Below are 13,665 nucleotides of genomic sequence, written 5' to 3' on the forward strand. Positions count from 1 at the left end.
GCTGCCGGGACCTCTGCCGAGCATTCCATTCAGCAGCCCCTAGGGGGGTTAAACAATACAAGACGACCACAGCGAGCCGAACTTGCGTGTTGTGGGCTATATAAGAAGGCTGAAATTACCATGCAAGTCAGAAGCTGCGGCATTTACACGCCTAATTGCCTTAAAAGACTCGGCAAACCGGCTTTTTAGCGCCATATATCGCCTATGACCGATGATGCACTCCACTTCAACCTTCCCGAACACCGGCGCAGCCAGCTGATCAATATGCTGCATACATGGCTGCTTCTTGCCGGAAGCCTGGCATTGCTCGTCGTCTGCGCTTTTACGCTGGCGGGGCCCGTCGGCATTATCTACGCCTTTGTTTTCGGCGCAATAAGCCTTGTCGCCATACGGCGCATCAGTCCTCAGATGGTACTCAAAATGTATAAAGCAAGGGCTGTAACACGCGCAGAGTTCCCACAAGGGCTTGCCATCGTCGAGGAACTATCCCGCCGGGCCGGCCTGCCACGCCCGCCCGAACTCCACGTCATCCCCTCCCGGATGATGAATGCCTTTGCGGTCGGCCGGAAAGACAATTCCGTGGTCGCGGTGACGGACCAGCTGATTCGGGTGCTGACGGCGCGCGAACTCACCGGCGTGCTGGCGCATGAAATCAGCCATATCCGCAATGAGGACCTGAAGGTCATGGCACTGGCCGACACGGTGTCGCGCTTCACCTCGCTGATGTCGACCATCGGCATGGTATCGCTGCTCTTCAACATCACATTCCTGGCCAGCGGCGCGCATGCGCAGGTGCCGTGGCTGGGTGTCCTCGTGCTTTTGGTTGCACCGACCATCGGCGGCCTGCTGCAGATGGCGTTGTCGCGCACCCGGGAGTTCGATGCCGATCTCGGTGCATCCCTGCTGACGGGCGACCCGGACGGGCTGGCCCAGGCCCTGACGAAACTGGAAAAGGCCCAGGGCAGGCTGTGGGAAAATCTCATTCTGCCGGGCGGACGCATTCCCGATCCGTCGATCCTGCGCACGCACCCATTGACGGAGACCCGCGTGGCGCGACTGAAGGCCCTGAAGGATGCATCGGGTGTGGTTGCCCGCGGCGAAGCACTGCCGGATGACATCCTCGCGACGCTCATGGTCAAGCCGCAGGACCGGATACGCACCCGCCCTTCACCGGTTCCGCAGATCGGCCGCCAGCACGGGCGATGGAATTCCAGCAATCTGGAAATCCTGTCGCTGCTCAACACCCAGTCCGGCAGGCCGGTGGTATCCGGCCCGGAAGCCGAGTGCGAAGCCTGCCCGCGAAGCCTCAACACCCCGGATGGCGACCCGCACGTACATGTGGCACGCGGCGGCGTGTATTGGTGAACTAGGAAACGGCTTCCCAATTGCCGGTTTCCCCGGCGCGATAGATCGCATCGATGAGCTTCTGGTTGAGCACCGAGCTTTCCAGCGAAAACACGGCCGCGTCTTCACCCTTCGCCGCGCGGGCAAAGGCCTCGATCTGCAGGCGATAATGGTTCACGTCGCCGAAACTCCATTCGGTGGCACCCGTGTGGGTCTTGTCATGCAGCGTGATGCGGGCATGGTCATACTTGCCGGTGTTGAACGGTCCATGCACCTCGATAAACCCTTCATCGCCGTGGAAGACCATGGACTGGCGCGCGGCCAGCTGTGTGGCAACATAGAAGGACAGCTCGAAACCATCGAAATCGGCGCGCACGCTGGCATAGCAGTCCGTGCCGAAATCCGCATCGCGCTCGACATTGGCCGAAACCCTGACCGGCTCCTTGCCGGTGACGAAACGGGTGACAACCGTTGGATAGACACCGATATCCGGCAGTGCGCCGCCGCCGAGCGACAGCTGGTTGCGCATATTGCCCGCATCCCTGTTGAAATAGCTGAAGGCACCCTGCACGTGACGTAGGCGGCCGATGGCACCGCCGGCGATCAGTTCACGCACTTTCAGCCATTGCGGATGATAGGTCACCATGAACGCCTCGGCGATGAGAACGCCATGGGTGTCGCGGGCACGCTGCAAGGCTGCGATTTCGCTAGCATGCAGCGAAATCGGCTTTTCGCACAGCACGTGCTTGCCCGCTTCGGCGGCTTTCAACGACCACTCCACATGCTGCGAGGTGGGAAGCGGTATGTAGACGCCGTCAATATCGGCTGATGCCAGCATGGCCTCATAGGAGCCGAAAGCATGCGGCGCGCCGAATCGCCCGGCGACGGCCCGCGCTTTCAAGAGGTCGCGGCTGGCGATACCCGACAGGACGGAGTTCTCCGCGTCGCATATGGCGGGGATGACCGCCGTGACCCCGATTTTCGCTGTCGACAGAACACCCCAACGGAACATGATGACCTCTCCTCTTTGTCGTGGTGCAACCTAGACAAGACGGCGCTGAATGGGAAGAAGCCGCGGGTTCAGACTTTGAAAAAATCGATGAAGGCACGCAGGGCCGGGCGCATCTGGCGGCGGCTCGGATAATAGAGATAGACCCCGGGGAACGGGGCACACCAGTCATCGAGCACACGGAGCAAACGCCCATCGGCAATGGCTTCCGGCGCCATGTGTTCCAGCAGGAAGGCCACGCCAGCGCCGTCCAGCGCGGCCTGGATGACCAACCGGTCGTCACCGAGAATCAGCGGGCCGTTCACGTCCATGACGATTTCCTCGCCGTCCTTCTCGAACTCCCAGCGATAGACCTGCCCGCTGGCAAAACGGCGGCGCACACAGAGATGACCGGCAAGATCGTGCGGGTGCAGCGGTATCGGATGCCTGTCAAAATAGCCCGGCGCCGCAACGATGTTCGCCCGGATCGGATCGCTCATGCGCACCGCAATCATGTCCGGTTCCAGACTCTCACCCAGCCGCATGCCCGCATCAACGCCAGCCGCAACAATATCATTGAATGGCTCTTCGACGCGCAGCTCCAGCGTGACACCGGGATAGGCCGCGGCGAATGCAGCGATGCGCGGGGCCAGAAGCCTGTGCGCGGCAAAGGGCGGAACACTCAGCCGCAGGGTTCCGGCGATGCGGTTGTTGGCTTCCTTGGCCGCATCGAGCGCCAGGTCGATTTCCGCCAGGGCCGGACGCAGCCGCTTGAGCAGCAGCGCACCTTCTTCCGTCACCGCGACGCTGCGCGTGGTGCGGGCGAGAAGACGGACGCCAAGGTTCTGTTCCAGGGTTGAAATGGCGTGGCTGACAGCCGACGGCGCAATGCCCAGCTCCCTGGCGGCATCCCTGAAGCCGCCACAGGCTGCAACGGCGGCAAAAACGGAGAGTTGAGGCAGGTATGATCGGTCCATTGATCTATTATATAGAACAACCTGTGAAAAAATATGGGAATTATCGAACACTGATCCACAATCTAGGTTTCCGTCATCACAGCAAAAGGAGATCGGTGATGGAAAAGCGTAAACTCGGTGAACTCGATGTATCGGCCGTGGGTCTCGGCTGCATGGGCATGACCTTTGCCTATGGCGGACAGGACGAGGCCGACGCGATCCGCACGCTGCATCGTGCCGTGGATATCGGCGTGACCTTTTTCGACACAGCGGAAGTCTATGGCCCGTTCGACAATGAAATTCTTGTCGGCAAGGCCCTGAAGGACCGCCGCGACAAGGTGGTGATCGCCACGAAGTTCGGCTTCAAGATTTCCGACGAGGGCGTAGGCCCCTCGCGCATGGTCGGCGTCAACAGTCACCCGGAACATGTGAAAGCCGTTGCGGAAGCGTCTCTCGGACGGCTCGGCATCGAGCAGATCGACCTGTTCTACCAGCACCGGGTTGACCCGACTGTTCCCATAGAGGACACGGTTGGCGCGATGGCCGAGCTGGTCCAGCAGGGTAAGGTAAAGGCGCTCGGCCTGTCCGAGGCCAGTGCCGCCACGATCCGCCGCGCCCACAAGGTGCATCCGATTGCCGCCGTGCAGAGTGAATATTCGCTGTGGAGCCGCGAGCCGGAAGACGAGGTCTTTGCCGTCTGCCGTGAACTTGGCATCGGCTTTGTCCCCTACAGCCCGCTCGGCCGCGGCCTCCTCACCGGCACGATCAGCAAGCCGGATGAATTGGGTGCCGATGACTGGCGCAAGACCCTGCCACGGTTCCAGCCTGACAACATGGACGCCAATGCAGCGCTGATCGCCACATTGAAGGACCTGGCCGCGGACAAGGGCATCACACCGGCACAACTGGCGCTCGCCTGGGTGCTGCACCAGGGTGATTTCATCGTGCCGATTCCGGGTGCCCGCAAGATCAGGCATCTGGAGGAAAATGCCGCGGCAGCCGACGTCTCTCTCTCGCCGGCGGACCTGAAAAAGATCGGCGATGCGCTCTCACCCACGCGGGTTGCGGGCAACCGCTATTCGGATGCAGCGCTGGCTCTCGTCAACGGCTGATACCGGCTACGGGGCGCTGCGCGATCAGCGCCCCGCACTTTCCGCAATGGCCCGCGTTGCGTCATCCGCCGGAAAATACTGCTCGATGAATATGCCCTCGGTCAGCACCTCCTGCGCCGAGCCGAATGCTGTCAGCGTGGTGATCCAGCTGGTAACGGCATCGCCAAGATGCAGTTGCACGGTTATAACCGGCGGCGGGTTGCGCTCGCTCTGATCATTGCGCAACAGCGCTGATACTTCCGGATCGATTTCATATTGTGCGATGCGCCGCGCCAGCGCGCTGTGTGGACCGTAAAGCCTGGCTTCGTTGCGGGCACGCTTCAGGAACAGCAGGGCGACATCCGGCCAGTTGGCGATGGAATGGCGCACGGGGCCCGGCTCAAGCACCAGCGCCAGAATATTGACACCCGGCGCAATCGGAATGCCCAGCGCTTCGGCCAAGCCCATGAAGCCAACATTGGCAACGAGAATGTCGTGATCCGCATTGAAGGCCACCGCCGGCCACGGCACATGCCGCTCAAGGATCATGTGGAGCGTGTCGCGGATCAGTGGCGGCAGTCCGGCAACACCTTCGCGTTCCGCCGAGAGGTAGCGCGGCGCAAAACCGGCCGCACCGAACAGCTCATTCTGAATCTTGAACGGCAGCTCCAGCGCTTCGCAGATGCGGATGATCATGCCCTCCGACGGCCTTGCCCGTCCGGTTTCGAGAAACGACAGATGTCGCGACGAGATACCGGCTTCCAGCGCCAGATCCATCTGGCTCATATGCCGGTGCGAACGCCATTGTTTCAGATGATCGCCGAATTCCATCACCGCTCCTGATTCCCGCCAGACTGGCGCGGATGCTTCGCAATATCCATTACTCCAGAGGTAATTGTTTCGATTACCTTATGCCGACACTCTCCGTTCATCAACACAACGAAGGAGAATGACATGACCAAAATCACCTTGAAAAACGGGTTGACGATCAACGCTGTCCTCACCGGCATCACCGGGCTCGGCCTTGCACTGTTTGCCGAACTGGCGGCAGAATATCTCATCCCCGGCGCGCCGGTCTGGCTGATCGCGGCACTGGGTATCGCGCTCGTGCTGTTTGCCGCCGATGTCGCCCTGATCGCCCGATGGAAAGCCCAATCGAAACCATTGGTCGGTTTCGTTTTCATCGCCGACCTCGCATGGGTCATCGGCGTTCCGGCGATTCTTGTGGGGATGCCATCCGCCTTTACCGCCCTCGGCATCGCCGCCAGTCTGGCCGTCACGGCCGTGGTTGCCTGCTTTGCCCTGATCGAATGGCGGGGGCTCAAAACGATGGGAGCGGCAAAAGCGATCTAGCGCCCGGCTTTTGTTGACACCAGAATTCAGATTATAGAGCCTCGCGCTTGACAGACGGTACGGTGTGAGGCCTATTTCACGCCGTTGCCGGGGCCGAACACCGCCTGGGCAACGCTGCAATGTGCAGGCAATTTATTTGTTCTAACACGCCAAACCACCCCTGTTCGCTCATCGATGGTCAGGCCTTCTGAAGCTGGAATACAATGGAAAAAGCAACAAAAAAGTCGATTAGACGCTGGGCTGTCGGTTTGGTTCTCCTGGCAATTCTTGCCTATTTCGTTCCCTATCTCGTGATCTTCTACCTGATCTGCGGCATCTATGACCTGTCCCGCAACAAGAATATCGACCTGCAGATGGTCGAACAGTATTTCTGGGGCAACGGCCTGTTCACCTGGATCCTGTCACCGCTGAACATCGTTCTCGATATCCTGTCGCTGCCCTATATCAACAAGGGCGTCTACAAGCTGGAAGATCTGCCATCCGACTATCAGGCGGAGGTCAAGCGCCTGATCACCGCGACACAGAAGGAAGATCTGGTCGGCAAATTGCAGTCCCGCGCGGAACAGCAGGCCCGCAGCATGTTCTTCTTCAAATGGTATGGCAAAGACCAGCCCAGCTTCGTCAACGTGCCGTCCTTCTACGAAAAATATAATTTCGTGAAGACCATCGGCGTGTCGGTGTTCAACAAGAAGAACTCGACGTCAAAACATTTTGGCCCGATCCGCGCCACCATCCGTGTCCTCTACAACATCAACGACATGAATGACCGCACGGCCTATATCTGGTGCGGCGACACGACGAGCTACTGGAAGGACGACAAGCTGTTCATTTTCGACGACACGCTGATGCACCAGTCCGTCAACCAGACCGACCAGACGCGCTATTGCCTGTTCGTCGACATTCTCCGCCCGTCCCATCTGCCCGGCCTCTATGCCGCCATCGTCTCGTTCATGGGCCTGATCCTCAAGGGCAGCAATTCGATCTTCTACAAGAACTGGAAAGTCATCCAGAAATAGGTTCTGGTTTCAGACCGAATGAAAAGGGGCGCCGTGCGCCCCTTTTTTGTATCCGGATTTTTGCCGGCAAAGCCATGCCGCGTGGTTCGGTCTTTACCCGCGCAACACGGCGCCCGTCTGTTTGCCCACGCTTTCAACAATCCGTCTGGTCAGCGCATCGAGATCCTCGTCATTGAGCGTGCGCTCCTGCGGCTGGATCGCAACTTCGATGGCAACGGATTTCTTGTCGGCGCCCAGCGAAGGGCCTTCGAACAGATCGAACACCTGAACGCCCGTGATCAGCTTCTTGTCGCCGGCCAGCGCCGCACGAACGATCGAAGCCGCATCCACCGCCTTGTCGACGACGAATGCAAAATCACGCCGTACGGTCTGGAAATCCGACAGTGTCAGCGGCGGCTTGGTGCGTGTCGCCTTCTGCTTCGGCTCGGGGATCGCATCGATGTAGATTTCGAACCCGCACAGCGCGCCCGATACATCGAGCGTTTCCAGCGTCTTCGGGTGGAACTCGCCGAATGTACCCAGAATGACCTTCGGGCCGAGCTTGATCGTGCCGGAACGGCCGGGGTGATACCAGGCCGGACCGCCACTCTCGATCTGCAGCTTGTCGACGGGCGCACCGCAGGCTTCAAGCACGGCAAGGGCATCAGCCTTGGCATCGAACACGCCGACCGGCGCGGCATTTCCGGCCCAGTGGCGGCCGGAACCGTCCAGCTTGGCCGTACCGCGGCGCACGCCGGCAGCAACGCGGCGCTGGGTTTCCGGCGTATTGCCTTCGTAGGTGCCCGACACCTCGAACAGGGCAAGATCATTGAAGCCACGATCCGCATTGCGCTGCGCCGCAGCCAGCAGGCTTGGCAACAGCGAAGGGCGCATATCCGACATATCGGCGGCAATCGGATTGGCGAGCTTCAGCGACGGCTGGCCGCCGCCGAACAGTTTTGCCTGTTCTTCCGAAATGAACGACCAGGTGACGGCTTCCATCATCCCGCGCGAGGCCAGCGCCCGCTTGGCGTTGCGGGTGCGTATCTGCAGGGTGGTCAGGATCTTGCCGTTGACAGCAGCATGGCTTTGCAGCGGCTGCGGATCGATACGGTTGACGCCATGGATACGCATGACTTCTTCCACCAGATCGGCCTTGCCGTCGACATCGGGACGCCAGGACGGAACCAGCACATCCACCACCTCGCCCGTGCCTTGCGGCTGGAAGCCGAGACGGCTGAGAATGTCGAGGCTTGTCTCGACCGGCACATCGATACCGGTGAGGCGTTTGACCTCCGCTGCCGGGAATGTCACCGACTTCGGCGTGTGGCCCTTATAGCCGACAACCTGGGTTTCGGAAGGCGCCCCCCCGCACAGATCGAGGATCATATGGGTGGCAAGCTCGAGGCCCGGCTCCATGAATTCCGGATCGACACCGCGCTCGAACCGGTAACGCGCATCGGTGATAATACCGAGATTGCGGCCGGTGCGTGCAATGGTCATGGCATCCCAAAGGGCGGACTCAACCACGACATTCGTCGTGTTCTCATCGCAGCCGGAATGTTCACCACCAAGGACGCCGGCAAGCGACTCGACACCGTCCGCATCGGCAATCACGCCGATTTCAGGGTTCAGCGTGTATTCCTTGCCATTGAGACCAAGGATCGTCTCGCCGTCCCGCGCCCAGCGCACGGTGAGGTTGCCCTTGACCTTGTCGGCATCGAACACATGCAGCGGACGGCCGCGATCGAACGTCATGTAGTTGGTGATATCGACCAGCGCATTGATCGGACGCAGGCCGATGGCCATCAGGCGCTGCTGCAGCCATTTCGGGCTCGGTCCGTTCTTCACGCCCTTGACCGTGCGCAGGGCGAAACCTTCGCACATCGGCACGCGGTCGCCGAAATCCAGCGATACGCTGACGGACGGGCTGCCCGCGCCTTTCACCGGCTCGACGGCATTGCTTTTCAGCGTGCCGAGCCCGGCCGCGGCCAGATCCCGGGCAACGCCGTAAATGCTGGTGCAGTCGGGACGGTTCGGTGTCAGGTTGATCTCGATGACCGGGTCATCCAGCCCGGCATAGGCCGCAAAACTGGTACCGACAGGGGCGTCAGCCGGCAGATCGATAATGCCGTTGTGCTCGTCCGACATCTGCAGCTCGCGCTCCGAGCACATCATGCCGTGGCTTTCGACGCCGCGAATCTTGCCGACCGAAAGGGTAACATCAATACCGGGGACGTAGGCACCCGGCGCTGCGAACGCACCGATCAGACCGGCACGGGCATTGGGGGCGCCGCAGACGACCTGCAACGGCTTGCCGTCGCCGGTATCGACGGTGAGCACCTGCAGCTTGTCCGCATCCGGATGGCGGGCAGCGGTGAGCACCCTGGCGATGACAAAGGGCTTCAGTGCCGCCTTGTCATCCAGCGATTCCACTTCAAGACCGATCATGGTCAAGGTATCGACGATCTCGCCGAGCGAAGCCTCGGTCTCGAGATGATCTTTGAGCCAGGAGAGGGTGAATTTCATGATTTCACTCGTTTCTCGATTTCAGCGTTTGAGGGTTTCGACAAGGCGAAACCGCTCGCATAAAAGTTCCATGTCAGGCGAAAGGCCGTATCCGATCACGCGCTCAGGCCGCCGAACAGGGTCGGCATGTCGAGCGGGCGGAAGCCGTAATGCTGCAACCAGCGCACATCGGCATCGAAGAAGTCGCGCAGGTCCGGCATGCCATATTTGAGCATGGCGATGCGATCGATGCCCATACCCCAGGCAAAGCCCTGATACTCGTCCGGATCAAGCCCGCCATGGCGCAGGACATTCGGATGAACCATGCCGCAGCCGAGGATTTCCATCCAGTCCGTGCCCTGGCCGAACTTGACCTCATTGCCCGACCGGTCGCACTGGATATCGACTTCCAGCGACGGCTCGGTGAACGGGAAGAAGGACGGACGGAAGCGCATCTGCAGGGATGGTACCTCGAAGAAAGCCTTGCAGAACTCTTCCAGCACCCACTTCATGTTGGCGACATTCGCCGTCTTGTCGATGACCAGCCCCTCGACCTGATGGAACATCGGCGAGTGGGTGGCATCGGAATCCATGCGGTAGGTCTTGCCAGGGATGACGATGCGGATCGGCGGCTTCTGCTTCTCCATCGTGCGGATCTGCACCGGGCTCGTATGGGTGCGCAGGAGCTTGCGCTCGCCATTCTCATCCGGGTTGAAGAAAAACGTGTCGTGCATCTCCCGCGCCGGGTGGCCTTCGGGAAAATTCAGCGCCGTGAAATTGTAATAGTCGGTCTCGACATCCGGGCCTTCTGCAATTGAAAAACCCATGTCGGCGAAAATCGCCGTGATTTCGTCTACCACCTGGCTGATCGGATGGATGCGCCCGCGCTCGGCCGGCGCGGCGCGCACGGGCAAAGTGACATCCAGCTTTTCCTTTTCGAGGCGCTCGGCAATCGCCGCATCCTTGAGCATGCTCTTGCGGCTGGCCAGCGCATCGGTGACGCGGTTCTTCAGACCGTTGATGGCCGGTCCCTGCGTCTGGCGCTCTTCCGGCGACATGGACCCCAGCGATTTCAGCTTTTCCGAAATCGAGCCCTTTTTGCCAAGCGCAGCAACACGGACAGCCTCGATGGCCGCTTCGTCATTCGCTGCCTCAATCTGCGCGACCAGCGCGCTTTCCAGTTGTACCAGATCGTCCATGCTTCTCACCTGTTTCGCGTCTCGAGCGATTATGCGATCAATTCAATGCAGAAAATTGAAAAACCCGCGCCAGCCGAGCCAGCGCGGGTTTCCCAAGTCTATAATTCCGAATGTGCTTTGGGAGCGGCGGCTGGCTTAGTGGACAGCGCCTTCAAAAGCATTCGGTGTGGTGTTCTTCAGGTATTCCAGTGCCTTCTTGGCGGAAGCCACGAGTGCACCGAATGCTGCTGGCTCGTGGATCGCGAGATCCGACAGAACCTTGCGGTCAACCTCGATACCGGACTTGCTCAGACCGTCGATGAAACGGCTGTATGTCAGGCCATGCTCACGCACGGCAGCATTGATACGCTGGGTCCAGAGCGCGCGGAACGTGCGCTTCTTGTTCTTGCGGTCGCGGTAGGCGTACTGCTTCGAACGATCGACGGCAGCCTTTGCAGTCTTGATGGTATTCTTGCGGCGGCCGCGGAAACCCTCAGCCTGCTTCAGAACTTTTTTATGCTTGGCGTGGGACGTAACGCCCCGTTTGACACGTGCCATGATATGATCTCCTTAAAACGTCGCTGTCGGCTTAAAGGCCGTTGGGCAAGAACTTCTTCACGATTTTCGCATCGGCATCGGCGAGAACCATTGTGCCACGTGCGTCACGAATGAATTTGTTCGAACGTTTGATCATGCCATGGCGTTTGCCAGCGGCGGCGGCTTTAATCTTGCCAGTCCCAGTGATTTTGAACCGTTTCTTGGCGGCCGATTTGGTCTTCATTTTGGGCATTTTGCTACTCCTATTTCTAGGGTTCCCGTCACTCCGATGGAGCCTGAACCCTTCTGATTTCACTTCAGACCGACCAAAGTCTGAAAGCATGCAAAACCGCCACGGCATGCCCTGCCGGGCGGTTTGAACGCGGCCTTATACCCAGAAGCCGGAAAAAGCGCAACTGCTGAATCGTCTTCGATTCCGCAAAAAATCAGTAAAACCGAAAGAAGACGGGCAGAATATTGACCGATTGCAGATATTCGGCGAACTCAAGCAGGGGGTAGGAAATGAAAAAGACCAGTCCGTCCGCCAGCGTCTTGTACAGCATCGAAGACTTGACGCTCAGAACATCCGATTCCCGGTACAGCCTGAGATTGGGGAAGAACCGCGGTACTTGGCGTTTATAGGCAAGGTATGTCTCGCCGAAAACGGTCTCCAGATAACCTTCCTCGGCGATGATGACAAAATGGAAGGCTATATAGCAAAGCACCGCCAGGATCAGGGCGACGGTCAGGCTGCCCGTCATCATGCCAATACCGAAAGCCCCCACGGTGCTGAACACGTAAAGAGGGTTGCGGCTCATCGAATAAGGCCCCAGGCGGACGATTTCGGAACTCTTGCGCCCGCCGATGTAGAGCGTGCACCACATGCGGCCAAGGATTGCCAGAACAATCACACCGATGCCGAAATCCTCGATATATTCGTGGGTCCAGTTATCGGCCCAGGCGGATCGAACAGTCAACAAAGCGCCGAGAATCAGAAAAATGACGACTGCCAGCACAATTCGGCGGCGCCGCTGAAACCGGGCCATGTCCTTTGGAGATGTGAGCGCCATGTCAGCCCTTAAATCCGGATCGCTCAAGACAAAAGCCGCCCGAAGGCGGCCTTGGTTTCAAACTGTCGTTCAGCTTTAGCGTGGCGCCAGCACCATCATCATCTGGCGGCCTTCCAATCTTGGCTCGGCCTCAACTTTGGAAATATCGACCGTATCTTCCTTGACCCGGTCGAGCAGCCGCATTCCGAGTTCCTGGTGCGCCATTTCGCGACCACGGAAACGCAATGTCACCTTGACCTTGTCACCTTCGTCGAAGAATCGCTTGATAGCCTTCATCTTCACATCATAGTCATGCGTGTCGATGTTCGGTCGCATCTTGATTTCTTTGATTTCGACTGTTTTCTGCTTCTTGCGCGCCTCGGCAGCCTTCTTCTGTCCCTGGTACTTCAGTTTCCCGAGGTCAACAATCTTGCACACCGGCGGCTCGGCATTCGGCACGATCTCGACGAGATCGAGTCCGGCCTCATCGGCCATGGCCAGCGCGGCCTGAATCGTGACGATACCGTGGTTTTCACCTTCGGCATCGATGAGCTGTACCTGGGGTACCCGGATATCGCGGTTGGAACGCGGTCCATCTTTCTGGACCACCTGTGCTCTAAAGGGTCGGCGAATGGCAGTAGTCTCCTTGAATTATTTCGGTCCCGCAAATAGCACCGTCGGGGCCAGCCTGCAATGCTTTGTCTGCAGCGGTTAGCTCAATAACATCTTTTCACGGATAAATCATCTGGTTCAGATATAGGAATATTCGCATTCTATACAATGTGGTTTCCAGTTGAATGGGTTTCATCATCGAATTTTGCATGGCAAAAGCAAGCGGCACATCCTGGAGACTGACACATGACGGCCCACCCGCCGGTATTCCTCACCCTCAACGACATCGAGATCGCCGTGCGCCACCGCGAGGGCGCTGAGCCCGGCATCGTCTGGCTCGGCGGTTACCGTTCGGACATGCTCGGCAGCAAGGCCGAGTGGCTGGATCAGTGGGCTGAAGCCAACGGTCATGCATTCCTGCGTCACGATTACTCCGCCCATGGCGAGTCGGGTGGTGCGTTTCGCGACGGCACGATATCCCTCTGGCTCGAACAGAGCCTTGCGGTCTTCAAAAAGTTTTCGTCGGGGCCGCAAATCCTCGTCGGTTCATCCATGGGCGGCTGGATCGCCCTGCGCATGATCGGAGAACTGCAAAAGGCCGGTGAACACAGTCGCGTTGCCGGGCTGGTCCTGATTGCGCCCGCACCGGACTTCACGTCCGAGCTGGTCGAACCCGAATTGACGCCGGACCAGCGCCGCCAGCTTGCCGAACGGGGTTATATGGAAGAACCTTCCGAATATGCCCCCGAGCCCTATATCTACACCAAGGCCCTCCTGGACGATGGCCGGACCAATCAGGTGCTCAAGGGGGTGATCCGGACCGGCTGCCCCGTGCACATCCTGCAGGGGATGGAGGACAGGGATGTTCCCTACACCCATGCCCTGCGGCTGGTTGATCACTTGCCGGTTGACGACGTGACGATTACGCTGGTGCGCGATGGCGATCATCGTCTGTCACGCCCGCAGGATCTGGAGCTTCTCACCCGCACCGTGGCTTCGATGGTTAACCGCTCGAAAACCCGCCTGCCCATTCTGTAAATCCTCCCAACAGGTT

The 13,665-nt window shown here is 59.3% G+C and carries 14 protein-coding genes; 5 read left to right on the forward strand and 9 right to left on the reverse strand.

The window, feature by feature from the left end; all coding sequences use genetic code 11:
• Nucleotides 1-204: 204 nt before the first annotated feature.
• Nucleotides 205-1,365: a zinc metalloprotease HtpX gene (locus AC1Q5O_RS12265; RefSeq protein ID WP_492563328.1), complete on the forward strand. Its 1,161-nt coding sequence runs from the start codon at nucleotides 205-207 to the stop codon at nucleotides 1,363-1,365.
• Between the two features lies 1 nt (nucleotide 1,366).
• On the opposite strand, the gene AC1Q5O_RS12270 is transcribed toward AC1Q5O_RS12265, so the two are convergent.
• Together AC1Q5O_RS12270 and AC1Q5O_RS12275 are read right to left on the reverse strand one after the other, a co-directional pair.
• Entirely contained in the window at nucleotides 1,367-2,356 is a 990-nt protein-coding gene (locus AC1Q5O_RS12270; RefSeq protein WP_492563330.1) for a Gfo/Idh/MocA family protein, read from the reverse strand.
• Nucleotides 2,357-2,424: 68 nt separating this feature from the next.
• Entirely contained in the window at nucleotides 2,425-3,309 is an 885-nt protein-coding gene (locus AC1Q5O_RS12275; protein ID WP_492563332.1) for a LysR family transcriptional regulator, read from the reverse strand.
• Nucleotides 3,310-3,407: 98 nt separating this feature from the next.
• Between AC1Q5O_RS12275 and AC1Q5O_RS12280 the strand changes: the two genes are divergently transcribed.
• On the forward strand, nucleotides 3,408-4,400 hold the full coding sequence (locus AC1Q5O_RS12280) for an aldo/keto reductase (RefSeq protein WP_492563334.1): 993 nt from the start codon (nucleotides 3,408-3,410) through the stop codon (nucleotides 4,398-4,400).
• Nucleotides 4,401-4,424: 24 nt separating this feature from the next.
• Here AC1Q5O_RS12280 and AC1Q5O_RS12285 read toward each other — a convergent pair whose 3' ends face one another.
• Nucleotides 4,425-5,210, reverse strand: a complete 786-nt coding sequence (locus AC1Q5O_RS12285; RefSeq protein ID WP_492563336.1) for a helix-turn-helix domain-containing protein — start codon at nucleotides 5,208-5,210, stop codon at nucleotides 4,425-4,427.
• A gap of 123 nt (nucleotides 5,211-5,333) precedes the next feature.
• Between AC1Q5O_RS12285 and AC1Q5O_RS12290 the strand changes: the two genes are divergently transcribed.
• Both AC1Q5O_RS12290 and AC1Q5O_RS12295 read left to right on the forward strand, forming a co-directional pair.
• Nucleotides 5,334-5,732, forward strand: coding sequence for a hypothetical protein (locus AC1Q5O_RS12290; RefSeq protein ID WP_492563338.1), 399 nt, complete (start codon nucleotides 5,334-5,336; stop codon nucleotides 5,730-5,732).
• Nucleotides 5,733-5,935: 203 nt separating this feature from the next.
• The gene (locus tag AC1Q5O_RS12295) at nucleotides 5,936-6,748 is read left to right on the forward strand and encodes an aspartyl/asparaginyl beta-hydroxylase domain-containing protein (protein WP_472462128.1); all 813 of its coding nucleotides are present in this window, start codon (nucleotides 5,936-5,938) and stop codon (nucleotides 6,746-6,748) included.
• A 93-nt stretch (nucleotides 6,749-6,841) separates the two neighbouring features.
• Here AC1Q5O_RS12295 and pheT read toward each other — a convergent pair whose 3' ends face one another.
• From pheT to infC, 6 genes are all read right to left on the reverse strand, one after another.
• Nucleotides 6,842-9,256, reverse strand: a complete 2,415-nt coding sequence (pheT, locus tag AC1Q5O_RS12300; protein WP_492563341.1) for a phenylalanine--tRNA ligase subunit beta — start codon at nucleotides 9,254-9,256, stop codon at nucleotides 6,842-6,844.
• 95 nt (nucleotides 9,257-9,351) lie between these two features.
• Nucleotides 9,352-10,434, reverse strand: a complete 1,083-nt coding sequence (pheS, locus tag AC1Q5O_RS12305) for a phenylalanine--tRNA ligase subunit alpha (protein WP_492563343.1) — start codon at nucleotides 10,432-10,434, stop codon at nucleotides 9,352-9,354.
• Nucleotides 10,435-10,569: 135 nt separating this feature from the next.
• The gene (gene rplT / locus AC1Q5O_RS12310; protein ID WP_091879294.1) at nucleotides 10,570-10,971 is read right to left on the reverse strand and encodes a 50S ribosomal protein L20; all 402 of its coding nucleotides are present in this window, start codon (nucleotides 10,969-10,971) and stop codon (nucleotides 10,570-10,572) included.
• A 31-nt stretch (nucleotides 10,972-11,002) separates the two neighbouring features.
• Nucleotides 11,003-11,203 (reverse strand): 50S ribosomal protein L35, encoded by a 201-nt coding sequence (gene rpmI, locus AC1Q5O_RS12315; protein WP_008127399.1) that lies wholly within the window; start codon nucleotides 11,201-11,203, stop codon nucleotides 11,003-11,005.
• Between the two features lie 193 nt (nucleotides 11,204-11,396).
• Nucleotides 11,397-12,020 carry a methyltransferase family protein gene (locus AC1Q5O_RS12320; RefSeq protein WP_492563348.1) on the reverse strand — a complete coding sequence of 208 codons (624 nt, stop codon included), beginning with the start codon at nucleotides 12,018-12,020 and terminating at the stop codon, nucleotides 11,397-11,399.
• 75 nt (nucleotides 12,021-12,095) lie between these two features.
• Nucleotides 12,096-12,632, reverse strand: coding sequence for a translation initiation factor IF-3 (gene infC / locus AC1Q5O_RS12325; protein WP_105734100.1), 537 nt, complete (start codon nucleotides 12,630-12,632; stop codon nucleotides 12,096-12,098).
• 225 nt (nucleotides 12,633-12,857) lie between these two features.
• On the opposite strand from infC, the gene AC1Q5O_RS12330 reads away from it, so the two are divergent.
• Nucleotides 12,858-13,649, forward strand: a complete 792-nt coding sequence (locus AC1Q5O_RS12330; protein WP_492563350.1) for an alpha/beta hydrolase — start codon at nucleotides 12,858-12,860, stop codon at nucleotides 13,647-13,649.
• Nucleotides 13,650-13,665: the final 16 nt, after the last annotated feature.

Source organism: Phyllobacterium sp. MT110 (assembly GCF_058792715.1).